The sequence below is a fragment of the Acinetobacter sp. CY17 genome, from assembly GCF_059515825.1.
Genome location: NZ_JCAKMX010000004.1, coordinates 81,802 through 106,768, shown reverse-complemented (window position 1 = coordinate 106,768; position 24,967 = coordinate 81,802). Strand labels below are relative to the sequence as shown.

21 protein-coding genes and 4 tRNA genes are annotated in these 24,967 nt (G+C 40.5%); 13 read left to right on the top strand and 12 right to left on the bottom strand.

Translation table 11 applies throughout. The annotated features are described in order from the left end of the window. The first annotated feature begins 161 nt into the window (after positions 1 to 161). Positions 162 to 731, top strand: a complete 570-nt coding sequence (locus AC5YCI_RS04560) for a hypothetical protein (RefSeq protein WP_496128159.1) — start codon at positions 162 to 164, stop codon at positions 729 to 731. A gap of 33 nt (positions 732 to 764) precedes the next feature. On the opposite strand, the gene AC5YCI_RS04555 is transcribed toward AC5YCI_RS04560, so the two are convergent. Next, positions 765 to 1,304, bottom strand: a complete 540-nt coding sequence (locus AC5YCI_RS04555) for a DOMON-like domain-containing protein (protein WP_496128160.1) — start codon at positions 1,302 to 1,304, stop codon at positions 765 to 767. Between the two features lie 9 nt (positions 1,305 to 1,313). Beyond that, entirely contained in the window at positions 1,314 to 1,637 is a 324-nt protein-coding gene (yhbY, locus tag AC5YCI_RS04550; protein ID WP_496128161.1) for a ribosome assembly RNA-binding protein YhbY, read from the bottom strand. A 195-nt stretch (positions 1,638 to 1,832) separates the two neighbouring features. On the opposite strand from yhbY, the gene rlmE reads away from it, so the two are divergent. The 4 genes from rlmE to AC5YCI_RS04530 all read left to right on the top strand — a co-directional run bounded on the left by rlmE (position 1,833) and on the right by AC5YCI_RS04530 (position 5,831). Beyond that, entirely contained in the window at positions 1,833 to 2,483 is a 651-nt protein-coding gene (gene rlmE / locus AC5YCI_RS04545) for a 23S rRNA (uridine(2552)-2'-O)-methyltransferase RlmE (RefSeq protein ID WP_496128162.1), read from the top strand. 136 nt (positions 2,484 to 2,619) lie between these two features. After that, positions 2,620 to 4,515: an ATP-dependent zinc metalloprotease FtsH gene (gene ftsH / locus AC5YCI_RS04540; RefSeq protein ID WP_496128163.1), complete on the top strand. Its 1,896-nt coding sequence runs from the start codon at positions 2,620 to 2,622 to the stop codon at positions 4,513 to 4,515. A gap of 71 nt (positions 4,516 to 4,586) precedes the next feature. Further along, positions 4,587 to 5,441, top strand: coding sequence for a dihydropteroate synthase (gene folP, locus AC5YCI_RS04535; protein ID WP_496128164.1), 855 nt, complete (start codon positions 4,587 to 4,589; stop codon positions 5,439 to 5,441). A 75-nt stretch (positions 5,442 to 5,516) separates the two neighbouring features. Beyond that, positions 5,517 to 5,831, top strand: a complete 315-nt coding sequence (locus AC5YCI_RS04530; protein WP_496128165.1) for a DUF5713 family protein — start codon at positions 5,517 to 5,519, stop codon at positions 5,829 to 5,831. 108 nt (positions 5,832 to 5,939) lie between these two features. On the opposite strand, the gene AC5YCI_RS04525 is transcribed toward AC5YCI_RS04530, so the two are convergent. The 5 genes from AC5YCI_RS04525 to AC5YCI_RS04505 form a co-directional block, all read right to left on the bottom strand. Further along, positions 5,940 to 6,025, bottom strand: a tRNA-Leu gene (locus tag AC5YCI_RS04525). Between the two features lie 68 nt (positions 6,026 to 6,093). Further along, positions 6,094 to 6,179, bottom strand: a tRNA-Leu gene (locus tag AC5YCI_RS04520). 110 nt (positions 6,180 to 6,289) lie between these two features. Continuing rightward, positions 6,290 to 7,012: a hypothetical protein gene (locus tag AC5YCI_RS04515; RefSeq protein ID WP_496128166.1), complete on the bottom strand. Its 723-nt coding sequence runs from the start codon at positions 7,010 to 7,012 to the stop codon at positions 6,290 to 6,292. A gap of 118 nt (positions 7,013 to 7,130) precedes the next feature. Beyond that, positions 7,131 to 7,216: transfer RNA gene (locus AC5YCI_RS04510), tRNA-Leu, on the bottom strand. A gap of 10 nt (positions 7,217 to 7,226) precedes the next feature. Then, positions 7,227 to 7,300: transfer RNA gene (locus tag AC5YCI_RS04505), tRNA-Cys, on the bottom strand. Positions 7,301 to 7,454: 154 nt separating this feature from the next. Here AC5YCI_RS04505 and folD point away from each other — a divergent pair. Continuing rightward, positions 7,455 to 8,303 (top strand): bifunctional methylenetetrahydrofolate dehydrogenase/methenyltetrahydrofolate cyclohydrolase FolD, encoded by an 849-nt coding sequence (gene folD / locus AC5YCI_RS04500; protein WP_496128167.1) that lies wholly within the window; start codon positions 7,455 to 7,457, stop codon positions 8,301 to 8,303. 311 nt (positions 8,304 to 8,614) lie between these two features. Then, a complete protein-coding gene (locus AC5YCI_RS04495) occupies positions 8,615 to 9,283 on the top strand; it encodes a class I SAM-dependent methyltransferase (protein WP_496128168.1) in 669 nt (222 codons plus the stop codon). A 24-nt stretch (positions 9,284 to 9,307) separates the two neighbouring features. On the opposite strand, the gene AC5YCI_RS04490 is transcribed toward AC5YCI_RS04495, so the two are convergent. The 3 genes from AC5YCI_RS04490 to AC5YCI_RS04480 all read right to left on the bottom strand — a co-directional run bounded on the left by AC5YCI_RS04490 (position 9,308) and on the right by AC5YCI_RS04480 (position 13,284). Further along, positions 9,308 to 9,736, bottom strand: coding sequence for a hypothetical protein (locus AC5YCI_RS04490; RefSeq protein WP_496128169.1), 429 nt, complete (start codon positions 9,734 to 9,736; stop codon positions 9,308 to 9,310). Positions 9,737 to 9,830: 94 nt separating this feature from the next. Then, positions 9,831 to 11,147, bottom strand: coding sequence for an MFS transporter (locus AC5YCI_RS04485; RefSeq protein ID WP_496128170.1), 1,317 nt, complete (start codon positions 11,145 to 11,147; stop codon positions 9,831 to 9,833). A 307-nt stretch (positions 11,148 to 11,454) separates the two neighbouring features. Beyond that, entirely contained in the window at positions 11,455 to 13,284 is a 1,830-nt protein-coding gene (locus AC5YCI_RS04480; RefSeq protein ID WP_496128171.1) for a phosphoenolpyruvate carboxykinase (GTP), read from the bottom strand. 414 nt (positions 13,285 to 13,698) lie between these two features. Between AC5YCI_RS04480 and AC5YCI_RS04475 the strand changes: the two genes are divergently transcribed. The 4 genes from AC5YCI_RS04475 (at position 13,699) to groL (ending at position 17,547) form a co-directional block, all read left to right on the top strand. Further along, entirely contained in the window at positions 13,699 to 14,634 is a 936-nt protein-coding gene (locus tag AC5YCI_RS04475; protein WP_496128172.1) for a diacylglycerol/lipid kinase family protein, read from the top strand. After that, positions 14,615 to 15,385 (top strand): metallophosphoesterase family protein, encoded by a 771-nt coding sequence (locus AC5YCI_RS04470; protein ID WP_496128173.1) that lies wholly within the window; start codon positions 14,615 to 14,617, stop codon positions 15,383 to 15,385. Before AC5YCI_RS04475 ends, AC5YCI_RS04470 begins: the two co-directional genes overlap by 20 nt. Before the next feature lie 185 nt (positions 15,386 to 15,570). Further along, complete coding sequence (locus tag AC5YCI_RS04465; RefSeq protein ID WP_067729023.1) at positions 15,571 to 15,861, top strand: co-chaperone GroES; 291 nt, start codon at positions 15,571 to 15,573, stop codon at positions 15,859 to 15,861. Between the two features lie 51 nt (positions 15,862 to 15,912). Then, positions 15,913 to 17,547 (top strand): chaperonin GroEL, encoded by a 1,635-nt coding sequence (gene groL / locus AC5YCI_RS04460; protein WP_496128174.1) that lies wholly within the window; start codon positions 15,913 to 15,915, stop codon positions 17,545 to 17,547. Positions 17,548 to 17,887: 340 nt separating this feature from the next. Here the strand turns inward: groL and AC5YCI_RS04455 are convergent, their stop codons facing one another. Beyond that, the gene (locus AC5YCI_RS04455) at positions 17,888 to 18,271 is read right to left on the bottom strand and encodes a hypothetical protein (RefSeq protein WP_496128175.1); all 384 of its coding nucleotides are present in this window, start codon (positions 18,269 to 18,271) and stop codon (positions 17,888 to 17,890) included. Positions 18,272 to 18,831: 560 nt separating this feature from the next. Here AC5YCI_RS04455 and AC5YCI_RS04450 point away from each other — a divergent pair. Then, positions 18,832 to 20,451, top strand: coding sequence for a YadA C-terminal domain-containing protein (locus tag AC5YCI_RS04450; RefSeq protein WP_496128176.1), 1,620 nt, complete (start codon positions 18,832 to 18,834; stop codon positions 20,449 to 20,451). Between the two features lie 55 nt (positions 20,452 to 20,506). On the opposite strand, the gene AC5YCI_RS04445 is transcribed toward AC5YCI_RS04450, so the two are convergent. Beyond that, positions 20,507 to 21,640, bottom strand: a complete 1,134-nt coding sequence (locus AC5YCI_RS04445; protein WP_496128177.1) for a glycerophosphodiester phosphodiesterase — start codon at positions 21,638 to 21,640, stop codon at positions 20,507 to 20,509. 198 nt (positions 21,641 to 21,838) lie between these two features. Here AC5YCI_RS04445 and AC5YCI_RS04440 point away from each other — a divergent pair, with 198 nt between their 5' ends. Next, positions 21,839 to 24,937 (top strand): multidrug efflux RND transporter permease subunit, encoded by a 3,099-nt coding sequence (locus tag AC5YCI_RS04440; protein WP_496175266.1) that lies wholly within the window; start codon positions 21,839 to 21,841, stop codon positions 24,935 to 24,937. Positions 24,938 to 24,967: the final 30 nt, after the last annotated feature.

Here is a 24,967-nt window from a genome sequence, read left to right as displayed (position 1 = left end):
TTGAATATGTAAGATAAATCCCTTGATTTTTGCCTGAAAGTCTGTTTGTTGAGCAGATGCAAAAAAATGTAAGCATTTTAGAATTGTCTAACAAATCAAAACTTAAATTTTATCAACTTCCATTAAGCTGATTAGATCATAAACAAAAATAGGAACGACAAATGACTGAACAAAATAAAACACCAGAAACAAAAACGCCAGTAAAAGAAGCTGCTGATAAGTCTGCAACTAAAGCTGTAGAAACCAAAGATAAGGTGCTTGAAAAAGCAGCGGAAGTCAAAGACAAAGTGACAGCTAAGGTTGAGCAAGCCCAAGACAAAGTAGCACCCAAGCTCGAACAGGTTCAAGACAAAATTGCTGAAGTCAAAGCTGAGGTTGAGCAAGTGGTCGCTGACAAATCAAGTGATGAAAAAGGCACAGAAAAGAATCTAGGCGTGCAAGAAAAGATTGGTCAACTGAAACAAGATTTATTACAACGCTTAGAAAACTTAAAAGGGCTTAAAACAGCTGATTTGTCTGAAATTAGTGCTTTTGTTAAAGCAGAGTTTAATGCAGTCCTTGAAGACTTATCTAAGCTTGGTAAAGAGCTAAAACAAGATGTAAGTGAAATTTCACTCAAACACAAAGAACAACTGACAGAAACCTTTAAGCGTTCTAAAGAACATACCTTAGAAGCTTTAAATAAAGCGGCTAAACCTGAAGCAAAAGATGACAGTAAACCTCAGGTTTAAGAGATAAAAAAAAGTGAGCTTGACGCTCACTTTTTAAAATACATGTAACCAATCACGTTTGTTGTGAAAGTCGGCTTGCGCACCGCTATGCTGCATGGCATACAGGTGTTGGCCTTGTGTGGTATGAAGTACCGCAGTTAAACCGATAAACAGATCTGACCATTTTAATTTATGTTTTAACATAAACTCAGTTAAGTCTAGACTGACGCTTAAACCATAATGCGTACGTTTTAAACTGTTCAATTCAATATCGTATGCCGCTTTCGGTGGCATATCTTCTGGATAACGATATTCTTCAAATTGATACACTTGCCAAGCTTCACTTGGGGAAAGATTAATCTCACGATAATAATCTTCACCTTTCACGCCAATAAACATCTCAAAACAAGTATCTTGCCAAAGAAAATCTTGACGTGTTTGATCAGCAACAACTTTAGGCCACATAATCCATTGATTTGGATCACGTACCCAAAAGCCTACATTTAAGGTATATGGGCTTAAACTCTCAATGGCACCTACAATTGAAATCGCCTCAAAGCGACGTTCAAAGGCGCTGAGTTCATAACTTGCCATAATCTAAAATTAGTTAGACAAATGTGCGTGACGCACAAGGTTAGATAACTTTTGGTTTTGTTTTGCCGCTTTTTTATAAAGCAATACAATTTTACCAATCGTTTGTACAATTTGAGCATCTGTTACTTGCGCAATTTCTTCAATTAACGCTGCACGTGCTTCGCGATCTTCCGCTACAATTTTCACTTTAATGAGCTCATGATCATTTAAAGCACGGTTAGTCTCTTCGATGACATTCTCAGTTAAACCTTGACCGCCAAGCATCACCACTGGGTTAAGTGCGTGACCAATTTGACGTAAACGCTTACGTTCCTGAATAGATAAAGCCGCCATGAAATATAACCTAATTTTAAAAACGGCTTAGTATAGCAAATTGCAAGCTTAAACGCTGTAAAAACTGTGCAAATAATCGATCTTGTTCATAGAAAAAATCTGCATTGCTTGGCAATTTAGATACACTTGGATACTGCAAAAACTGTGTTTTTCACGTACACTTAAAGATTAGAAGTTTTTTGTATTTAGAGAGTTATGGCGACACGCATTACCAACCAAAAATTATCCAAAAGTAGTCGTGACTGGATGCGAGAGCATTTAGATGATCCTTTTGTAAAAAAAGCACAAAAGGAAGGTTATCGTGCCCGGGCAGCCTATAAACTTCTTGAAATTCAAGAAAAATATAAAATGATCAAACCAGGCATGACCGTGGTGGATTTGGGTGCAGCGCCAGGAAGTTGGTCACAAATTGCTGGAAAATTGGTCGGTAGTAAGGGCCTGATGATTGCGTCCGATATTTTGCCAATGGATGCATTGCCTGACGTGACCTTCTTACAAGGCGATTTTCGTGAGCAAGAAGTGTTTGATAAATTGCTCGAAATTTTAGATGGACGCCAAGTAGACGTTGTAATTTCTGATATGGCCCCCAATACATCTGGTAATAAGGCTGTTGATCAGCCGCGTCAAATTTATCTTTGTGAGTTAGCGCTTGACTTTGCGACTAAAGTACTTGGCCCTAAGGGACAGTTTTTGGTCAAAGTCTTCCAAGGCACAGGCTTTGACGAATTCCGTAAAGAAGTTGTCACTAACTTTGATGTATTAAAAACGGCTAAACCTGCGGCATCACGTGCGCGCTCAAAAGAAGTTTTCTTATTGGGTCAAGGGCGTAAGAAAGCGTTTAAATAAACAAAGTCTACTTGCCAAGCCGTTAAAAATTGTGCATTTTGTACTTTTTCAACTTTGACAGCTGATCTTCAGCGAAACCTTTAGGATCACACCCACCTCGGGCATGATCAAATTAGATTGATATGGGAATAAAGCTTTGAGCGATCTCTTCAAGAATGCCGTATTGTGGCTGGTGATACTTGGCGTACTGATTCTGATTTTCAGCAATATCAGTAGCAGTGATAAGCCAACAGCAATGAACTATTCAGAGTTTGTTGCTGCGGTGGATGCTGGCCAAATTAAGCAAGTTACAATTGATGGCGAAAGAATTAGTGGCGAAAAGACTAATGGCACTCAATTTGAGAGCATTCGCCCAGCGGTTCAAGATCCTGAACTGATGCCAAGCCTGATTGAGAAAAATGTTGTCGTTGAAGGTACTGCACCTCAGCGCCAAGGTTTATTGATGCAACTTCTCATTGCAAGTTTCCCTGTGCTTTTAATCATTTTGTTATTCATGTTCTTTATGCGCAACATGGGTGGTGGTGCAGGCGGTAAAAATGGCCCAATGAGTTTTGGTAAGTCGAAAGCAAAAATGCTGACCGAAGACCAAATTAAAGTGACCTTTACCGATGTTGCAGGCTGTGACGAAGCAAAACAAGAAGTGGTTGAAATCGTAGATTTCTTAAAAGACCCTTCGAAATTTAAACGTCTTGGTGCAACTATTCCAAAAGGCGTGTTAATGGTTGGTCCTCCGGGTACGGGTAAAACTTTGCTTGCTAAGGCGATTGCAGGTGAAGCGAAAGTTCCGTTCTTTAGTATTTCAGGTTCTGACTTCGTCGAAATGTTTGTGGGTGTGGGTGCATCACGTGTACGCGATATGTTCGAACAAGCTAAACGCCATGCGCCATGTATCATCTTTATTGATGAGATTGATGCTGTTGGTCGTCACCGTGGTTCAGGTACGGGCGGCGGTAACGACGAACGTGAACAAACACTCAACCAAATGTTGGTTGAGATGGATGGTTTTGAAGGCAATGAAGGTATTATCGTCATTGCTGCAACCAACCGTGCCGATGTATTGGATAAAGCATTACTGCGTCCAGGTCGTTTTGACCGTCAAGTGATGGTCGGTTTGCCTGACATTAAAGGTCGTGAGCAAATCTTAAATGTACATTTACGCAAATTACCTTCTACAACTGGTGTTGATGTAAAAGTCTTAGCACGCGGTACACCGGGCTTCTCTGGTGCACAGCTGGCAAACCTTGTCAACGAAGCGGCTTTGTTTGCTGCACGTCGTAACAAAAACACTGTCGATATGCATGACTTTGAAGATGCTAAAGACAAGCTGTATATGGGTCCTGAGCGTAAATCGATGGTGATTCGTGAAGAAGAACGTCGTGCTACGGCTTACCATGAAGCAGGCCATGCGATTGTCGCGGAAATGCTGCCAGGTACTGACCCTGTACATAAAGTGACAATTATGCCGCGTGGTTGGGCCTTGGGTGTGACTTGGCAGTTGCCAGAACATGACCAAACCAGCCATTACAAAGACAAAATGTTAAATGAACTTTCAATCTTGTTTGGTGGTCGTATTGCCGAAGAAGTGTTCATTAATCAAATGTCGACTGGTGCATCAAATGACTTTGAGCGTGCCACTAAAATGGCGCGTGCGATGGTGACCAAATACGGTATGTCTGACAAGATGGGCGTTATGGTCTATGAAGATGATTCACAGCAATCTTTCATGGGCAGTATTGGTAGCCGTACAATTTCGGAAACCACTCAGCTTGAGATTGATCGTGAAATCCGTCGTATCTTAGATGAACAATATAAAGTTGCCCGTGATATCTTAGAAAATAACAAAGATATTGCCCATGCGATGGTTAAAGCGCTGATGGAATGGGAAACTATTGATCGTGACCAAATCCGTGACATCATGGAAGGTCGAGAGCCACAGCCACCAAAAGTATATGTTGCTGATAACCCTGTGTTGGATGTGACGCCTGTAGAGGCACCAACCACACCGCCACCGCTACCAAGTAGCAGTAGCTAATAAAAAGAGCCTCAATTGAGGCTCTTTTTTATTGGGGCTGTTAAAATGCAATTTGTAATAAGGAGATTGATATGCAGCTAATGCCTTTACCGCAACGTATTTGGCAATGTGGTCATGTGCAACTTGACCTGTCTCGCCCTCATGTCATGGGTATTTTAAATGTAACACCAGACTCTTTTAGTGATGGTGGGCAGTATAATAGTAAAGATGCTGCGTTAGCGCGTGCTTTAGCTATGATTGCCGAAGGTGCTACAGTGATTGATATTGGTGGTGAATCAACCCGTCCAGGTGCAGCTGCGGTGAGTGTAGAAGAAGAGCTACAGCGTGTTGTGCCTGTGGTTGAAGCTTTAGCACAGTATCCTGTCGCAATTTCAATTGATACCTCACAGCCTAAAGTAATGCAGGCCGCAGTTGCGGCAGGGGCACATATTTGGAACGATGTACGTGCTTTAACCCGTCCACAGGCAATTGAAACTGCAGCTGCCTTAAATATCCCTGTGATTATTATGCATATGCGTGGTGAACCCACCACCATGAACAATCTTGATCAATATACAGATGTCACGCAAGATGTCATGCGTGAGTTATCTGAACGTGTACAAGATGCGCTAGATGCAGGCGTAAAGCCTGAACACATCATGATTGATCCAGGCTTCGGCTTTGCTAAAAATGCTGAGCAAAATCTACAGTTATTAAATGAGTTACATCAGCTTAATCAGCTTGGTTATCCAATACTATCTGCATTATCTCGTAAACGTTTTATTGGGGCAGCATTAGGTGGAGCAGAAGCACAGCAACGTGCGATTGGTTCTGTGGCAGGGCATTTACTCAGTGTACAACAAGGTGCATGTATGGTACGTGCGCATGATGTTAAAGCGACAGCCGATGCACTTAAAGTTTGGCAAGCCATGCAAGGCGGACTTTAATAGGCTGTAAATTTGGTGAATTGGTTAAATTATGTTATATAGGCTCGCTTTAATGCATTTAGTTTAGAGAGCTGTATGTTTGCAGATTTACTTCTCCCAATGTTTGATGATGAATATTATCCCGATATTCTCGTTGCTGAAGTGAAGCAACTCGTTGAACAGTTTGCCAAAAAAATTGCTAAAGGTAATTTATCTGAAGCGGAAATCTATCATTTTGCCCAAGCAACCGTGATTGAGCTGAATAAGATGAAACCACAGTTTGAAGATCTAGATTCAAGTTTAGATGATACGGCTGCCGATTATATTGCTGAAGCCATGATGATGGTGGCGCAAGAGTACGGTTATATGGACCTTGAGATGGAAGAATTGGTCTCAAACCGTGAATGGTAGAATCAAAGCCCTGTAAATTACGGGGCTTTTTTATGCCTATTAAATTTTAGACATAAAAAAACCAGCTTAACGCTGGGTTCTTTGTTGCACCATTCTTTAAGTTAAGAATGGTGCCCGAGGCCAGACTCGAACTGGCACGCTTTGTGGGCGGGGGATTTTAAATCCCCTGTGTCTACCGATTTCACCACTCGGGCTTTAGTTCAATTTTTTTGTTAAAGACTTAAAAGTTTTTACCGCACCATTTTAACGAACTAATTTAAAATGGTGCCCGAGGCCAGACTCGAACTGGCACGCTTTGTGGGCGGGGGATTTTAAATCCCCTGTGTCTACCGATTTCACCACTCGGGCATGAGCGCAATAATAAAGAACTAATTTTTATATGGCAAGCATTGTTTTGATTATTTGCTATATTTTTAAGCAAATCATGTGTTTGTGTTTAATAAAAGCACAGATTTTCCTTACATTAAGCTATCTAAGTACTTTTCGATGTCGGTGTGTTTTACTTTTTTGCAAAATTCATGCTCGTATTTATAGAGCTGTACATGTAAAGTTAAATAATATTGAATTTTCACACTTTGTAATTTGGCTTGTTTGGTGCCTTTTTTCATTAGACGATAACGCCATTTTGCAGCAATGGTTTGTTTATAGCTCCAAAAACTGGCGCGTCGGATTTGCTGTAGAGCAGAGTAGTCATGCAATGTAGCCTGCTCACGAAATAGATTTTCTTTATAAAAACGTACAAAGCCAAAACTAATAGCAAAGAACAGCAATATGCCTTGTAAAAACACACTGTCTAGGTAAACCATGTTTAGCGCTTGTAAAATAATCAGTGTAGCTAATTTAATCGGTGCATGTTTTTGCTGCTGATAAAAGTAATGTGAGCTATGTTTGGCTTGTTTTAAAATTAATGGTACATACAGCATAAACACTAGCATAATGCTTAAAGTCGCAAGGTGTAGGGCATGTTCGGCATAACCAAAGCGTGTGATGAAATGTTTTAAAATAAAATGGCTTGGAATAAAGATCAGAGCGGCTAAAGCCCAAGGGATGAGTTCTTTGAGTTCATCCAGCATGCCTTTGGTTTTTAAAGCACTGTAGAATAGAAAATTACCACGCAGGGCTTGTGGGTGTTTAGCTTCAAGCTCTTGTAAATATTGCGAGATTTTTTGATCAGACCGCATAGTGTCCAGCTGAAACGAGAAAAATAATGTTTTAATATAATCGATTTATAAATTTTAGGCATAAAAAAACCAGCTTAATGCTGGGTTCTTTATTTACACCATTTTAAGTTGTATAAAATGGTGCCCGAGGCCAGACTCGAACTGGCACGCTTTGTGGGCGGGGGATTTTAAATCCCCTGTGTCTACCGATTTCACCACTCGGGCTTTAACAAGATGGAGGCGGAGGTCGGAATCGAACCGGCGTACACGGAGTTGCAGTCCGCTGCATGACCACTCTGCCACCCCGCCACGTCTTGTTGATGCGTATATTAGCAGGGTCAGAAAAAAACGCAATAGGGGATATTACTCAAATGCTTATAAAATATACATATAGCGAAAAAAACCTGAAAATATCATGTATTATGTGCAAAATTGATTCATATCAACACTTGGGAGAAGTGCCGTGGCATTAGTTTTAGATGGTCGTGCATTGGCAAAGCAAATTGAAGCTGACTTATTCACTCGCGTAGAAGCGTTAAAAGCAAAGTCAGGTCGTACTCCAATCCTTGCGACTATTTTGGTCGGTGACGATGGTGCATCTGCAACTTATGTACGTATGAAAGGGAATGCGTGCCGCCGCGTCGGTATGGATTCATTAAAAGTTGAACTTCCAAAAGAGACCACGACTGAACAGTTATTGGCTGAAATTGAGAAACTTAATGCCAATCCTGATGTTCACGGTATTTTGTTACAGCATCCAGTGCCTGCACAAATTGATGAGCGTGCTTGCTTTGATGCTATTTCACTTGAAAAAGACGTCGATGGTGTAACTTGCTTGGGCTACGGTCGTATGGCAATGGGTGAAACAGCGTATGGTTCTGCAACTCCTGCGGGCATCATGACGATCTTAAAAGAAAACAACATTGAAATTGCAGGTAAACATGCGGTTGTTGTCGGTCGTTCTGCAATTTTAGGCAAACCTATGGCTGCTATGTTGCTTGAAGCCAATGCCACTGTGACCATTTGCCATTCACGTACGCAAGATCTTGCAAGCTTTGTGAAGCAAGCAGACATCATTGTTGGTGCAGTAGGTAAAGCAGAATTAATCCAAAAAGATTGGATCAAACAAGGCGCTGTGGTTGTTGATGCTGGCTTCCATCCACGTGATGGCGGCGGTGTAGGTGATATTCAATTACAAGGTATTGAAGAGATTGCATCTGCGTATACACCAGTTCCAGGTGGTGTAGGTCCAATGACCATCACAACTTTGATCCGTCAAACGGTTGAAGCGGCTGAGAAGGCGTTGGGTTAATTTAATCCTCCTTAACCCTCCACCTGCGCTAAATTTAAAAGCAGTGCTGTAAATTTAGCTCAGGAGGGAATTTTCCCCCTCTTGTCTAAAGAGGGGTTAGGGGAGATTCTAAGGCCTCTTTTACACTATATATGGCTCAGGGAGAAGGCTAGGACGAGGGTACTTTTTTATAAATAATCCTCTTTTTAGCTCTCCCTTGCGCTTCGATTTAAAAGCAGTGCTTTAAATCTCGCTCAGGAGAGGGAACTTTCATTTGAATTTAATGTCTGTTCTTAACATCAAATTTTGCATATCCGAAAAATAAAATTCTAATGACCTGCACGTTCCAATTTCCCAAAGCGCCTGAACATTTACTAAAATCCTTGCATACTGTGATTCCTAATTGTGAATTATATGCGCAGCAATTGCCCGAAACTCCAATCTCTCTTTGGCTCATTCCACCTGTTTTTCCAACCGATAAACTCGATGATGACGTGATTCGTCGGATTTGGAATGATACGCCGTATTGGATCTTCTGCTGGGCATCAGGTTTGGCAATGGCGCAATGGTTATTGGCAGAGCCTCATCATGTTAAAGATAAAGTGGTGTTGGATTTTGGTGCAGGTTCGGGGGGGGGTGCGATTGCGGCAAAAATGGCTGGTGCTAAACGTGTAATTTGTTGTGATATCGACAAGGTTAGTCTTGATGCGTGCCGTGCCAATGCAATACTGAATGGTGTTGAGCTTGAATATTTAGATGATCTATATAAAGCTGAACAAGTCGATATATTGTTGGCTGCTGATGTGCTGTATGACCAGTGTAATCGTTTTTTCTTAGATGAATTTTTAAAATTTGCCCCAGAAGTATGGGTCGCAGATAGCCGTGTTAAAAACTTTAGTCATCCAAAATACCAAAAATTAGATGAGCGAAGTGCCACCACATGGCCAGATTTAGATGAATCACCTGAATTTCGTAATGTAAGCTTTTATAAGACGCTGTAAGAGCGTCTTACAAGACTGAGCAGATTACAGGCTACAGGTATAACGTACCACATGTAGTGTACTTGGACGCGCTTCTAGCGCTTGTAAGGTGGCATAGTTTTGTTGGCTATGAAGCTCTTGTGTATTGCTTAAAGCAAATTGGGTGCGTGTATTGCCAATTTGACGTCCATAAGACTCATCCATTTGCGTAGGATTAGCAATTTCATTGATGCTCAGGACTTTAATTTGATAATGGTGTTGATGCCCTAAAACCTTTTGACAGGCTGCCTGTAACTTATTGGCATCTAACTGCTGATTTTGACGGCCTGCTAAAGTGTAAGCTAAGGTGGCACTATTTGGGGTTTGGGTTTCAACGCTATAACCTGTAACGCCGTTATAGCTACGTGGAGTGGTTTGACAAGCTGCTAATAAAACAAGCGCAGACAAAGCCGCGAATTTATAGATATTTTGCATAAAGCATTCCATTTATTGTTGGTTTTAGGCTGTTGTATCATAAAGAAAAAGCGCCCTGACTGGGCGCTTTTTTACATCTGCTACACAACAATATTTAATTGTCAGTAATCATCGAATGTTTCTTAGTATCTTTCATAAAGATGTAAGTCACTAAAGAAATACCAATCATAAAGGTAATGTAGTAGAAGAAGTAAGTTTCATGTCCCGCATTTTTAAAGCTTAATGCTACAAGCTCTGCAGTACCCCCAAATAATGTATTGGCAATTGCATAAGGTAAGGCCACTCCTAAAGCACGAATATGAGCAGGGAACAATTCTGCTTTCACTACAGCATTAATCGCAGTATAGCCCGATACAATTAACATACCGCTCATACACAGCATAAACGCTGTGGTTGGGCTTGATGTTGTCGCTAAGCCATTGAAGATTGGAATAGTAAACAGTACACCGAGTACACCAAAGGCAATCATAATTGGCTTACGACCGATTTTATCTGAAAGCGCACCAATTGCAGGTTGGATTAACATAAAGATAAAGATTGCAGCAGTAGTAATTTCTGTTGCTGTAGTTTTTTCAAAACCTGAAGTATTCACCAAATACTTTTGCAAATAGGTGGTAAATGTATTAAATGCTAATGTACCACCCGCAGTTAATAAAATTACTGTAAACGCTGCTTTAGGATGCTTGGTAAATAGTTCAATCGCGCCCGATTTAGGCCCACCCTCAGCCGCTTGTTTTTGTGCTTGCTTAGAAGATTCACTCTCGACTAAACCACGACGAATCCAAAACACCACAACCGCTAAGATTGCACCAATAAAAAATGGAATACGCCAGCCCCAATCGCTCAGTGCTGCTTCACTCATAGTACGCTGCAATACAATGAGCGTACATAGCGCTAAAAGCTGTCCTGAAATTAAGGTGACATATTGGAAACTCGAGAAGAAGCCGCGGTGGTTTTTACCCGCCATTTCACTTAAATAGGTGGCACTCGAACCATATTCACCACCAACGCTTAAGCCTTGTAATAAACGTGCAAGTAATAAGATTGCGGGCGCTAGCATCCCTACCGTATCATAAGTAGGTGCGCAGGCGATCATTAAGGAACCTAAACACATTAATGATACAGAAAGAGAAAGGCCTGCTTTACGACCCTTGCGATCAGCATAAATGCCCATGACCCACGCGCCAATCGGACGCATTAAGAAGCCTAGGGCAAATACAGCAGCAGCTTGCAATAATTTAACCGTGTCATCGCCTTCTGGGAAAAATCGTGGTGCAAAATAAAGCGTAAATGCGGCATATACATACCAGTCATACCATTCGACTAAGTTACCTGCAGACCCCCCGATAATCGATTTCACCCGTGTTTTACGGTCAATGGTTGGCGGTGATGTTGGTGTAGTTTGACTCATGAATTCTCCTCGAATCATTGAGATTAATTGTCCATGACCCTCACATGGCAATTAATAAAATTATTGTGGCTGAGTTATAAGTGTTTATTGAAATGAATCAGATAAGACATTAGTGCAAAATTAGCTTAGTACTTAATCACCTATTAATAAAATGATTAAAATTTAACAAATGCTTAAGTTTTATTGTGTTTTTTAATAAGTTGGTATTTTATTAGCGCATATATTCTCAGAAGATAAGATTTTCGCTATATTTTGGTGCATAAAAAAAAGGCCGCTTACGCGACCTTTTTTTGACTTAAATCAGCAATTATGCAGATTTAACCGCTTCTAAAAGCTCTGCTTGACGTTTTTTCAACGCTTCTGGCATACGATCACCAAGCTTGTCGAACAATTCAGTGTGGCTTTCAAGTTCTTTGATCCATTGATCTTTGTCTTGAGAAGTCACAAGGTCAAATTGCTCTTTAGAGAAGTCTGTACCTGTCCAGTTCAACTGTTCATAAGTTGGAACGCGACCGATTGGCGTGTCAACAGCAGTTGCACGACCTTCACAACGATCAATGATCCACTCAAGAACACGCATGTTTTGACCGAAACCAGGCCATACGAAGTTGCCTTCAGCATCACGACGGAACCAGTTCACGTTGTAGATACCAGGAAGTTTGTTGCCCGCAGCTTCAGCTTTAGCAGCAACTTGCTCGCCCATTTCTAACCAATGCGTGAAGTAGTCGGCCATGTTGTAGCCAGCGAAAGGAAGCATCGCGAACGGGTCACGACGAACGATACCTTGTTGACCAACAGCAGCAGCAGTGGTTTCAGAACCCATTGTTGCCGCTTTGTAAACACCGTCAACCCAGTCAAATGCTTCTGAAATTAGAGGCACTGTGTCCGCACGGCGACCACCAAAGATAAATGCAGAGATTGGAACACCTGCTGGATTTTCCCAGTCAGCATCAATCGAAGGACATTGACCTGCAGATACGGTGAAACGTGCGTTCGGGTGAGCCGCTTTTTCTTCACCAGTGTGAGGTTGACCTTTCCAGTTGGTAAGATTTGCAGGTGCTTCTTTAGAAAGACCTTCCCACCAAACTTCGCCATTGTCAGTCACAGCAACGTTGGTATAGATCACGTCTTTATGAAGTGTTGCCATACAGTTCGGGTTAGTTTTGGTATTTGTACCAGGTGCTACACCGAAGAAACCAGCTTCTGGGTTGATTGCATATAGACGACCGTCTTCACCTGGTTTGATCCAAGCAATATCGTCACCTACAGTCTCAATCTTCCAACCTTCATAACCTGCTGGTGGAATTAACATCGCGAAGTTTGTTTTACCACATGCAGATGGGAATGCTGCTGCGATGTAGTGTTTTTCGCCTTGTGGGTTTGTCACGCCAAGGATCAGCATGTGTTCAGCTAACCAACCTTGTTGACGACCCATATAAGACGCAATACGTAAAGCTAAGCATTTTTTACCCAGTAATGCGTTACCGCCGTAACCTGAACCATAAGACCAGATTTCACGTGTTTCTGGGTAATGTACGATCCATTTGTCTGGGTTACATGGCCAAGCCACGTCTTTTTGACCTTCTTCTAACGGCGCGCCAACTGTGTGTACGCAAGGTACGTAGTCACCATCAGTACCTAAAACGTCATAAACTGCTTTACCCATACGTGCCATTTTAGACATGCTAACAGCAACATAAGGAGAGTCAGTGAGTTCAATACCAATGTGGGCAATATGAGAACCTAAAGGACCCATAGAGAAAGGAACCACGTATAAAGTACGACCTTTCATTGAACCGTCAAACAAACCGTTCAGACGAGCACGCATTTCAGCTGGAGCTTCCCAGTTGTTCGTTGCGCCAGCGTCTTCTTTGTTTTCTGAACAAATATAAGTACGACCTTCAACACGAGCAACGTCAGAAGGATCAGAGTTCGCAAGGTAAGAACCTGGATGAGTTTCTTGGTTAAGCGCTTGCATTGTGCCGTTAGCGATCATCAAGTCGATATAACGTTGATATTCTTCTGGGCTACCGTCACACCATTCGATTTTTGCAGGTTTAGTTAATTGTGCAATTTCTTCAACCCATGCAATAAGCTTAGGGTGACGAACGAATGCTGGTGCGTTCACTTGGGTCATGGTGAGGCCTATCTCAAATATGTACAAAATGTACAAAAAGTACAGCTCAATCTCGCATGCAGTGCAGAAATTGAACTCAATATGAAAAAAAGTGGCGCTATTAAAGCATAAAATTGCAAAAAAAATAAGACTAAAGCATGATGCTGATTTTTTTGGCTTTTAAAGAATTAAATTTTAAAAAAATCATATGAAACAATATGTTACAACTAATATTGTATTTTTTTTTGGGGATTCATTGCTTTTATGTCGAGTATTTATTTTTATTATTGTTTTAAAAAACAATATCTTATAATCATTTTTTAAATAAATTTTATGATTGATTAAATAAATGATGCTGATTTGAATTTTACATAAAAGCTGTTTTCTTTGCCTGTAAATTGCTCGAAATTAGCAGCATGATAAAAGGAAATTCCTATGGCGCCCGCTTTAATTCCCCTGTCGGTTATCTATAATCAAAAATCTGGTTTTCATGCTAATCATAAAGAAAGCGTCTATGAACAAATCATGACCTTATGGAGTGAAGCAGGTTTTAGCATTCAAAGTTTTGAAATGCGTGATGAGGCGCAATTTCAACAGATGATGCAGCATGTCTTAGAGCGCCATCAACAGCAACCTGAAGGGGTAGTCGTAGCAGCAGGGGGGGATGGAACCTTAAATGCGGTCGCGGCTTACTTGTTGCATACCCCCATTAAAATGGGGATTTTGCCTTTAGGCACCTTTAATTATGTGGCGCGTGTGTTGGGTATTCCTTTGGATTTAATTGAAGCAGCTCAAGTGATTAGCCAAGGCGCAGTTCAGTCTGTACATGTGGCGCGTTTAAATCAGTATATTTATCTAAATAATGCCAGTTTAGGCTTGTATCCACTTTTTATTCAAAAACGTGAACGTTATAACCATTATTTGGGGCGTTTAACCCTAAACGCCTATACCTCAGGTTTAGATGTACTTATTCGAGATCGTAAAGAATTAAAGCTTGATGTGGAGGTTGATGGACAACGTTATCCAGTGACCACACCTTTAGTGTTTTTAGGCAATAATCAATTACAGTTGGCAGAACTCAATTTAAAAATTGCCAAAGATGCAGCGGCAGGCAAAGTCGCAGGTGTGGTGGTGGCCAAGACCGATAAATTCACTTTATTTAAAATGTTATGGCAGCTTATACGGGGTCAGTTAGAACGTACAGCAGATGTACATAGCTTTGCTGCAGATCAGGTGATTATTCATAGTCGGGCCAAAAAGCTAAGTCTTGCGATTGATGGTGAATTGGTCAAAGTCAAACCGCCTTTAAAAATTTGGGTGGATCATGCTGCATTAAAGGTGGTGGTGCCTCATGTTACTGCATCTGTCTGATTTACATTTTGGGACTGAAAAACCAGTCTGTTTAACCGCGATTCGAGAGTTTTGTTTAAATAATCCTATAGAAGCTGTTGTGGTGAGTGGTGATTTGACTCAACGCGCGCGACTAAGTCAGTTTTATGCCTGCAAACAATTTTTAGACAGCTTGAAATTGCCGTATTTGGTGGTACCAGGTAATCATGACATTCCGCTATACGCGGTTTGGCAACGGGCAGTCAAACCCTTTTATACCTATCAATTATTTTTTGGCAGTTTAGAAAGTACTTTAGAGACTGAGCATTTTTATATTTTAGGTTTAAATAGTATTCGTCGGCGTTATCATACCAAAGGCCATATTTCGCTTGAGCAAATTCAACGCATTGATGCCAAGCTTAAAGCAGCACCACCTCATAAATATAAAGTGTTACTGGCCCATCAACCTTTTTATACACCGCCGCATAATCGACATGGTCTTAAAGATTGTCCAATTTTAGGCAAAATCGCGCTAGAAACTTGGAGCCAAAGTGGACTTAATGCAGTGTTGCATGGGCATTTACATCAAACAGCTGTGCATGACCTAAATCAAATTTATCATCTAAGAGCCCAGCATCCCGTGCTTGCCATTCAGGCAGGCACTGCCACTTCCTATCGTCTACATCAAGGCTTACCGAATAGCTTAAATACACTGCACGCCAATGGACAAGTTACGCATTATTATTTTGATCATGTGAAACAATGTTTTATTCGAGGCGCCGCGAATGCTTAAGATTAAACAAAATTATCGCTAAAGATTAAAAAATGAGCAAAAAATGCATTTTTTTTAATTTTTGCCCTTGAAGCGTTTTTTTCCATCCCCACAACTGAGTCATAGATTTTAATGGCGTTGACTGAAGGAATAAAAAAGTCGAAGTTGACGTCTTTTACTTTAAGACTTATTTGATGGAGTTTTCTATGAGCAACATTCGTCCATTACATGACCGCGTAGTAATCCGTCGTGTTGAAGAAGAAACAAAAACGGCTGGCGGTATTTTACTTCCAGGTTCTGCTGCGGAAAAGCCAGCACAAGGCGAAATCATTGCTGTAGGTAATGGTCAAATTACGGACAATGGTGTACGCGCTTTAGACGTTAAAGTGGGCGACAAAGTATTGTTCGGTACTTATGCAGGTACAACTGTAAAAGTTGACGGCGAAGAGCTTTTAATTATGAAAGAATCTGACATCTTAGCGGTTCTTGAAGCTTAATTTGTCCTTTTAATTCACTTAAATAATTTTTAAAAAATTTGGAGTTAAAACATGTCAGCTAAAGACGTAAAATTTGGTGATTCAGCTCGCGCAAAAATGATCGCAGGCGTAAACGTACTTGCCGATGCGGTAAAAGTGACTTTAGGTCCTAAAGGTCGTAACGTTGTCATCGACCGTTCTTTCGGTGCACCGCACATCACTAAAGATGGTGTCTCTGTTGCTAAAGAAATTACATTAAAAGATAAATTTGAAAACATGGGCGCACAGCTTGTACGCGAAGTGTCTTCAAAAACCAATGATATCGCAGGTGACGGTACAACAACTGCAACTGTACTTGCGCAAGCGATCTTAAATGAAGGGATCAAATCAGTGACTGCTGGTATGAACCCAATGGATCTTAAGCGTGGTATTGACCTTGCAGTTAAAGCATTAGTTGCTGAAATTAAAGCAACTGCTAAACCTGCATCAGATACTAAAGCGATTGAGCAAGTGGGTTCGATCTCTGCAAACTCTGACACGACTGTAGGCCGTTTAATTGCTGAAGCAATGGAACGCGTAGGTAAAGAAGGCGTGATCACTGTTGAAGAAGGTTCAGGCTTTGAAGATGCGCTTGACGTTGTAGAGGGTATGCAGTTTGACCGTGGTTATATCTCTCCATACTTTGCTAACAAACAAGATACTTTAACTGCTGAACTTGAAAACCCATTCATTCTTTTAGTAGACAAAAAAGTTGGCAACATCCGTGAATTAATCACTGTATTAGAAGCAGTGGCGAAAACGGGTAAACCACTTTTAATTATTGCTGAAGATGTTGAAGGCGAAGCGCTTGCAACTCTTGTTGTGAACAACATGCGCGGCATCATTAAAGTATGTGCAGTAAAAGCACCTGGTTTTGGTGACCGTCGTAAAGCAATGTTACAAGACATCGCGATCTTAACTGGCGGTACAGTGATTTCTGAAGAAATTGGTATGTCTTTAGAGCAAACTACACTGGATCATTTAGGTACTGCACACAAAGTGACCGTATCTAAAGAAAACACTGTGATTGTGGATGGTGCAGGTGATGCTGCGCAAATCGCTGAGCGTGTTACGCAAATCCGTGCACAAATCGAAGAATCGACTTCTGAGTACGATAAAGAAAAACTGCAAGAACGTGTTGCTAAATTGGCAGGCGGCGTTGCAGTGATCAAAATCGGTGCTGCAACTGAAGTTGAAATGAAAGAGAAGAAAGATCGTGTAGACGACGCACTTCACGCAACTCGCGCTGCGGTTGAAGAAGGTGTTGTTGCAGGTGGTGGTGTGGCATTGGTACGTGCTGCTAAAGCGCTTGACGATGTTAAAGGTGCCAACGATGACCAAAACGTAGGTATTAATATCTTACGCCGTGCTATTGAAGCGCCTTTACGTCAAATCGTAGCAAACTCTGGCGATGAACCATCTGTAGTGATCAATGCAGTGAAAAACGGTGAAGGTAACTTTGGTTACAACGCTGCAACTTCAGAGTATGGCGACATGCTAGAAATGGGTATTCTTGACCCTGCTAAAGTAACACGTTCTGCTTTAGAGCATGCTGCATCTGTTGCAGGCCTAATGCTTACAACTGAATGTATGATCACTGAAATCCCAGAAGACAAACCTGCAATGCCTGACATGGGCGGTATGGGTGGTATGGGCGGTATGATGTAAGTCATCTCTCATTCATAAAAAAATCCTCGCATATTGCGGGGATTTTTTTTATGTTAATTTCAATAGATGAATGCTAAATATTTCTACAAATCATACTAAGGTGTGTTTTTTGTCACAATTCTATTAGTATTTTTGGTTGTTTTATGTTACAACAAATGCTTATTATTTAATCAGAAGTCAATCTTATTCATACATATGAACAATAAAATAAAACAACCAGAAATGCTATTAATACCTAAAGAAGAAGTGCAGCGTCTCTATCGTAAAATTCGAGAATACGAAGATTTAATACAATACTATCAAGAACAACAAAAAAAATATATTCAGCTGCTTGCACATGCTAAGACTTCGTAAACTCATCAAGCAATTGTTTTAAAATCTGCTTTTGTTGATGGGATAATTTTTTAAACTTTAAAAAGAAATCTAAATCTACATCGTTTGATTTTTCTAGGACGGCTTGCGTCGCATGCGTTGCATCTTGATCACCAAAGCGTAGCCATTGGTTGGAGACATTTAACCAAATGGACAGTACAGCAAGTTTATCCTGATTTGGGATAGCCTTAGCCAATAACCAATTATTTGCTGATTGCACGCTAATGGGTTGACCATCATAGCGGTAGTTAAATTCGGTTGATAAAAAAGTCGGACTAATCGGATAACCGGCTTGGGTTAACGCTTGTTTTAAGCGTTCTGAGAATAACTGCTTTTCTTGTTGACTGCTCATGTAAAACTGACACAACACATATAGAACTATATTTTATACAAAATACATATTAATCAATATGGACTATTGTACGAGAAATTTTACGTTTCATTGCTTTGAGAACATTCTTAGCATAGCAAATAAAATAGATTAAAAATGTAGTAATTATTTAGCAATAATCGATTTTTGAATAAATTTTAATTATTTTTTCAATGTAATTTTATTTTTTATCGCTTAAAAACAAAGTTTTAAATTTTATTTTTTGGGGACTGGGAATTATTTAATCCTAATGTAATTTTACATTCGGGTGCTGTTATTTTCTTAATAAAGCATGAAATTTACTTTTTTACATATCAAAAGATTGTGATGTGTTTAACAGAATTTTATATTAAAAATAAATTATTATTTTATATTTAAATCAAATATTGATTGATATGTAAGTTTTTGTTTGATTATTATGTCTGCATCCATCAGAGGATTGTTCGGGTTGCTGCTTTTATAGGCTTTGGCGGTGCCCAACGTTTTACTGGTTTACAAAGTCCTAGGGTAAACCAGGCTTTTTATAATAATCGGAGAACTTTATGAAAATTAAAACTGCTTCTAAATTATCAGCATTAACATTAGCATTGGCATTAACTTCTAATCTTCAAGCTGCGACACTTGATTGGTCTAGTTGGCAAACGAGTCAACCAGATTGGCAATCTACTGTTGATGGTTGGTGGGGGGATCGAGACTATTCATCACACCAATTTGTTGACTTGGGATCTCAAAGTAATATTATTAACTCTAATTCAAATCAAGAAACGAGTATTTTAAATGAGTTGTACAAAAGCTCAAATAATGAATACTTTCTTAAAGTTACATCTTTAGGAAGTAACAATGCTCAATATTTTGAGATAGAAAATATAAACGAAACTACACAAAATATTAACGGTGTTAATGTACCACATTTGTCATTTAGTGTAGGTAATGAAATTGATGGTGTTGATGAAAGCAATTACGATCGTGTTTTGGCAGGACTTTCTTTAAAAGAAGAGCACTCATATGATAGTGCAAAAGAAATTAAAGTTGTAGATAGTAATTTTTTGCAATATGGCTATAAAACTCTAAGCGAAGAGCAATATAAATATGGTCAAGGGAATTTAGTCAATGATAGTCGCGATGGTGGTTACTCTGGTATTCCTACATTAAGTGGTAGTTTTGCAGAATGGGATGATAATTCTCTTCCAATAGAAAAAGAATCACAGCTAATTACAGTAGGTGATATTTCTTTAGCTAATCAGACAGGTGTGGATGCTAAAGGCTTACAAGACCATAAGCCATCATATGGAGTAGAAGTTAAGGAAATTGACCATGTAGCAGGTACAGAGCAATCCTCAACATTGACGAACGATAAATTAGTTATCCTTGATAAAAATAGCTTAGGCCAAACTCAGACCATAATTGAAGCAGGTCAAATTACTACTGATAATTTATCAGCCAAAGAAATTGTAACAGAGAAGCTTATTTTAGCTGGAAAAGATCTGCAAAAAACTTTGGATGAAAAAGCGAGTAAAGACGAATTAAATACTTTACAAACTAAGGTAGATAATGAAGTTGTGCGTTTAGACGATCGTATTGATGGGGTAGGTGCAACAGTTACAAATTTAGATGTAGAAGTAAAACGCTTAGACGATAATGTCACAATTATCGACAATAAAGTAACGTCTGAAGTTTCACGTTTAGATCAAGCCATCCTAACAACCCAAGAAACGTCACGTTATTATAGTGATACAAAAGCCAGTGAGACATTAACGGCAGCACAAGACTTTGCTAAAGCTGAAGATGCAAAAACTTTAGACGCTGCTAAAGCAGAAGATGTCAAAGTATTGGCTTCAGCAAATGCGTATACAGATGCGCAAATTGGAGCGTTTGGTTCTACGGCAGCACGTTTAAACAAACGTATTGATGATGTAGAAGAAACTGCTTACCGCGGTATTGCGATTGCCTTAGCAGCACAACAACAAATTCCAAATATTGGCGCAGGCCAGTTTGCTGTATTTGGTGGTGTCGGTCACTATGAAGGTGAATCTGCTGGTGCATTAGGCTTAGCAGGTGTGCTTGCTGACGGGCGTACTTCATTAAGTGCTGCATTGGGTGCTGCAGGTAATGGTGAAGTTGGCGGTCGTTTAGGTGTAGCTTATGTGTTTGGTGGTAAATAATTTATCCCGCACATATATAAGATTAAAAAATCCCCGCATGTTGCGGGGATTTTTTTTAAGGATGGTTTGCTAGAAATAAATCTGCAGCTTTGCGACCTAGAGCTGGATCATCAGTAAATACCCCGTCTACACCGGCTTTAAAAAATAATTCAAATTCTTTTAAGGCACCTGTTTCGCAGTACTCGGCTGGATTGCTACTGCAATCTAAATAATCAGGTAAGAAATTGTTTTCTGAACGTAGCGTATAAGGATGCACCTTTAAACCATATTGATGGGCATCTTGCACAAAGGAAGTTGGGGTGGCAGGTTGTTTGTTGGGTAAAATGTAGGTTTTGCTTGGACCTACGCCATCAGCATAACTTGCCACAAACTTTAGTCCTTCAGGGGTTGCTAAGTCTGCATAGCGCTTATTGACCCCCTGCAATGCATAATCGGCAGGTTGGCTATCTTTATTGCTATAGAGCTGCACAATTTTGCTATGTTTTAGTGTTTTATGACGTTCTAGTTGTTCATTGAGATATTGTAAGTTGGTGACTTCAAATGACTGCAAGTAGACTGGCGCAATATCACGGGTATATTCATATTTGGCAAGCGTACTCAGTAGCTTATCTTCCATGGCCAAATTTAAACTGGCGAAGTAGCTAGGATGTTTTGTTTCAATGTAGAGCCCAATGATTTTGCCAGTTTTACGATAATGCGCATCGGCCAATTCAATAATTTGTTCTAAAGTTGGAATATCATAAAGGTCATTATATTGGGTGTTGCTAGGGCGCACATCTGGAATACGTTCACGTGCTTTGAGCTGTTGCAATTCATTGAGGGTAAAGTCTTCGGTAAACCAGCCTGTATAACTCACACCATCAATCACCTTGGTTTGGTAACGATCGGCATATTGTGGAAAGAGGTCAATGTTGGAGGTGTCTTTAATTTCACTTTCATGTCTAGCAACCAAATAACCATCTTTGGTCGGAACTAAGTCTGGTTCAATAAAATCTGCGCCATCGTCAATCGCTTTTTGATAGGCTGCTAAAGTGTGTTCAGGACGTGAACCACTCGCACCACGATGCCCAACAATAATAAGTTTAGGGGCTTGATATTCTGGCAACGCAGGACTGTGACTGGTTTTATTATCATCATTACAGCCGGCAAGGACAAATAGACCCATTGCTAGACAAATTTTTATTCTCATCATTTGCTCAAATTTATATTGGAAAGTTAAGTGTGGCAGTCAAACTTTAAAACCACATGACAAGAAGACAATCTTCATGATTTCTTCATAATTGTATCAGTACTCAGATTTTGCTTGTGTTTTAGTCAATAGACAGACAATATTTATTCTCATTTGCCTCTTTTTATAGTGCTGTAATCAGCATGTTACAGAATCCTCATGCTCTCTAGATTTTTTATTGAACGACCTATTTTTGCTGGGGTGCTTGCCATTATTGTGATGGCGTTTGGTTTATTCGCGGTGATGAGTTTGCCGGTAGAACGCTACCCTGATATTGCACCGCCCCGTATTACTGTCGCTACAACCTATAGTGGTGCTTCAGCAGAAACAGTAGAAGAAAGTGTTACCCAAGTTCTTGAGCAACAAATCAAGGGCTTAGATAATTTATTATATTTTAGTTCGAGTAGTGATGCCTCCGGGCGGGCACGAATTAGCATTAGTTTTGAAAACGGTACTGACCCAGATACGGCTCAAGTGCAAGTGCAAAATGCCATTAATGGCGCACTTAATCGTTTACCTGAAGATGTAAAACGCCAAGGGGTTAATGTCTTTAAATCCTTAGGCGACACCCATATGGTAATTGGTCTATATGATGAAACCGCCAAAAGCAGCAACATTGCGTTGTCGGATTATATGCTGACCCATTTGGAACAAGAGTTAGCACGCGTTGATGGTGTCGGTGAGGTTGACGTATTTGGCTCGCAATATGCCATGCGTATTTGGCTTAACCCGCATCAACTGCGCCAATATAATTTAATACCAAGCGATATTCGGGCAGCCGTTGAAGCGCAAAATACACAAGTGGCTGCCGGTGCCATTGGTGAATTACCAACAGCAACTGAACAATATCTCAATGCCAAAGTCACCTCAGGGAGTCGTTTACGCACCGTAAAAGAATTTGAAGAGATTATTTTAAAATCTAGCCAAAATGGTGAGTTTGTTTACTTAAAAGATGTGGCCCGTATTGAACTTGGTGCAGAAAATTACCAATCTTATAACACCATTAATGGTTATCCATCGGCGGGGATGGGGATTTCCTTGTCTTCAGGTGCCAATGCGATTGCCACCGCAGCATTGATTGACCAACAGGTGGAGCGCTTAAGAAAACAACTGCCTGAAGGATATAAGATCGTTTATCCACGCGATAACACCCCATTTGTGAAAGAGTCGATGAAAGAGGTAGTAAAAACCTTATTTGAGGCGATTATTTTGGTGGTGATCGTGATGTTCATCTTCTTACAAAATTGGCGTGCCACCTTAATTCCCACCATTACGGTGCCTGTGGTGATTTTAGGTACCATGGCAATTTTATATCTGCTCGGGATGAGTATTAATACGCTTACCTTATTTGCCTTGGTACTTGCGATTGGCTTGTTGGTAGATGATGCAATTGTGGTGGTCGAGAACGTAGAACGTTTGATGCATGAACAAGCCATGACGGCCAAGCAAGCTGCTATTGAATCGATGCAGGAAATTAGCGGCGCCTTGGTCGGAATTACTTTGGTTTTAACTGCTGTATTTATTCCAATGGCATTTTTTGGCGGATCGACGGGGGTCATTTACCGCCAGTTCTCCATTACATTGGTAGCGGCCATGAGCTTATCATTGGCTGTGGCATTAATTTTAACGCCTGCTTTATGTGCCTTAATTTTAAAACCTCAAACCAAGCAAGCCAAATGGGCAATCTGGTTTAATCAAACATTAGACAAGCTAAAACAGCGCTATTTAGCCTTAGCGCGCGCTACGATTCAATATAAGCTCATTACCTTGGTGGTATTTATCGGTCTACTTGGCGTATTTGCCTTATTTTACCGCGCTTTACCCACCAGTTTTATTCCCAGTGAAGACCAAGGGATTTTGAGTGTGCAGCTTAAATTACAAGATGGTGCACCTTTATCTAAAACCCGTGAAGTGGGCGAAGAAATTCGTGAGTATTTCTTAAGTCAAGAAAAAGACAATGTTAATCTGGTCATGCTGCGTTATGGGCGTAACTTCTCGGGTTCAGGACAACATTTGGCCCAAGGTTTCATTGCATTAAAACATTGGGATGAACGCCGTGGTCAAGAGAATTCTGCTCAAGCAATTCGCGAACGTGCATTGGCGCATTTTAAAGCGCATCCTAATGCACAAATTAATATGATGCTGCCGCCATCAGTCAATGGTTTAGGCCAAACGGATGGGTTGAGTTTTTGGCTACGTGATGTTGAAGGGCAAGGTCGTCAATATTTAGATGCGCAATTTACACAGTTACAAAGCCAAGCACATCACTATAACAGTTTTGAAAATTTGGATAAAAAATCTAATCCTGAAAAAGCCGAGCTCAACGTCAGCATTGACCAAAAGCAAGCGATGGCAGCAGGCTTAACCCAAAATGCGATTAACTCGACTTTATCAGCGGCATGGGGCGGTAACTACATTAATGACTTTATTGATCGTGGGCGCATTAAACGGGTGATTATGCAAGGTGATGCAGAATTTCGTGCTACACCTGAAGATTTAGCCCAGTGGTCGGTGCGTAACAGCCATAACCAAATGGTGCCATTTAGCAATTTCTCTACTTTAAGTTGGAGCGGTGGTCCTGAAGTGGTGAATCGTTATATGGGCTACTCTGCGTTAGAGATGGAGGCTGATCAGGCTAAAAATAGCAGCACCGGTCAGGCCATGTTGGATATTCAAAATATGATTGATGACTTAGGCGGTGTTGACCTGTCATGGAGCGGTCTATCTTTTGAGGAACAACGCTCTAGTAATCAAGCTATGTGGTTATATCTGATCTCAATTGGCTTTATTTTCTTATGCCTTGCAGCTTTATATGAAAGTTGGTCAATTCCTGCCGCTGTGATGACCGCAATTCCATTGGGTGTTGGTGGTAATATGATTTTTAGTTATTTGGCAGGTTTTCCAAATGACATTTATTTCCAAATTGCCTTACTCACCACCATTGGTCTATCGTGTAAAAATGCCATCTTAATTGCTGAATTTGCAGCATTGGCACAAGCGCGTGGAGTCAATGTGATAGAAGCGGCGATTGAGGGGGCAAGTTTACGGTTACGTCCAATTTTGATGACTTCACTGGCCTTTGGTGCCGGCATTGTGCCATTAGTCTTAGCCAGCGGTGCAGGCGCAGCCAGCCGTCAAGAAATTGGCACCAGTGTTTTGGGCGGTGTGATTTTTGGTACTGTATTGGTACTGATTTTTATTCCGTTTATGTATGTACTGATTCGTCGCAACACCAAGCTAAAGCCAATAACAGAGTAAATCTTTAAAGGGATGCGCAAGCATCCCTTT

What these genes read in the sequence shown, in the direction of transcription:
- rlmE (WP_496128162.1), top strand. Translation starts at nt 1,833, where the DNA reads ATGGCGACACGCATTACCAACCAAAAATTATCCAAAAGTAGTCGTGAC.
- folP (WP_496128164.1), top strand. Translation starts at nt 4,587, where the DNA reads ATGCAGCTAATGCCTTTACCGCAACGTATTTGGCAATGTGGTCATGTG.
- AC5YCI_RS04485 (WP_496128170.1), bottom strand. Translation starts at nt 11,147, where the DNA reads ATGAGTCAAACTACACCAACATCACCGCCAACCATTGACCGTAAAACA.
- AC5YCI_RS04475 (WP_496128172.1), top strand. Translation starts at nt 13,699, where the DNA reads ATGGCGCCCGCTTTAATTCCCCTGTCGGTTATCTATAATCAAAAATCT.
- AC5YCI_RS04515 (WP_496128166.1), bottom strand. Translation starts at nt 7,012, where the DNA reads ATGCGGTCTGATCAAAAAATCTCGCAATATTTACAAGAGCTTGAAGCT.
- yhbY (WP_496128161.1), bottom strand. Translation starts at nt 1,637, where the DNA reads ATGGCGGCTTTATCTATTCAGGAACGTAAGCGTTTACGTCAAATTGGT.
- AC5YCI_RS04480 (WP_496128171.1), bottom strand. Translation starts at nt 13,284, where the DNA reads ATGACCCAAGTGAACGCACCAGCATTCGTTCGTCACCCTAAGCTTATT.
- AC5YCI_RS04470 (WP_496128173.1), top strand. Translation starts at nt 14,615, where the DNA reads ATGTTACTGCATCTGTCTGATTTACATTTTGGGACTGAAAAACCAGTC.
- AC5YCI_RS04555 (WP_496128160.1), bottom strand. Translation starts at nt 1,304, where the DNA reads ATGGCAAGTTATGAACTCAGCGCCTTTGAACGTCGCTTTGAGGCGATT.
- AC5YCI_RS04530 (WP_496128165.1), top strand. Translation starts at nt 5,517, where the DNA reads ATGTTTGCAGATTTACTTCTCCCAATGTTTGATGATGAATATTATCCC.
- AC5YCI_RS04440 (WP_496175266.1), top strand. Translation starts at nt 21,839, where the DNA reads ATGCTCTCTAGATTTTTTATTGAACGACCTATTTTTGCTGGGGTGCTT.
- groL (WP_496128174.1), top strand. Translation starts at nt 15,913, where the DNA reads ATGTCAGCTAAAGACGTAAAATTTGGTGATTCAGCTCGCGCAAAAATG.
- AC5YCI_RS04560 (WP_496128159.1), top strand. Translation starts at nt 162, where the DNA reads ATGACTGAACAAAATAAAACACCAGAAACAAAAACGCCAGTAAAAGAA.
- AC5YCI_RS04490 (WP_496128169.1), bottom strand. Translation starts at nt 9,736, where the DNA reads ATGCAAAATATCTATAAATTCGCGGCTTTGTCTGCGCTTGTTTTATTA.
- AC5YCI_RS04445 (WP_496128177.1), bottom strand. Translation starts at nt 21,640, where the DNA reads ATGAGAATAAAAATTTGTCTAGCAATGGGTCTATTTGTCCTTGCCGGC.
- AC5YCI_RS04455 (WP_496128175.1), bottom strand. Translation starts at nt 18,271, where the DNA reads ATGAGCAGTCAACAAGAAAAGCAGTTATTCTCAGAACGCTTAAAACAA.
- AC5YCI_RS04450 (WP_496128176.1), top strand. Translation starts at nt 18,832, where the DNA reads ATGAAAATTAAAACTGCTTCTAAATTATCAGCATTAACATTAGCATTG.
- AC5YCI_RS04465 (WP_067729023.1), top strand. Translation starts at nt 15,571, where the DNA reads ATGAGCAACATTCGTCCATTACATGACCGCGTAGTAATCCGTCGTGTT.
- AC5YCI_RS04495 (WP_496128168.1), top strand. Translation starts at nt 8,615, where the DNA reads ATGACCTGCACGTTCCAATTTCCCAAAGCGCCTGAACATTTACTAAAA.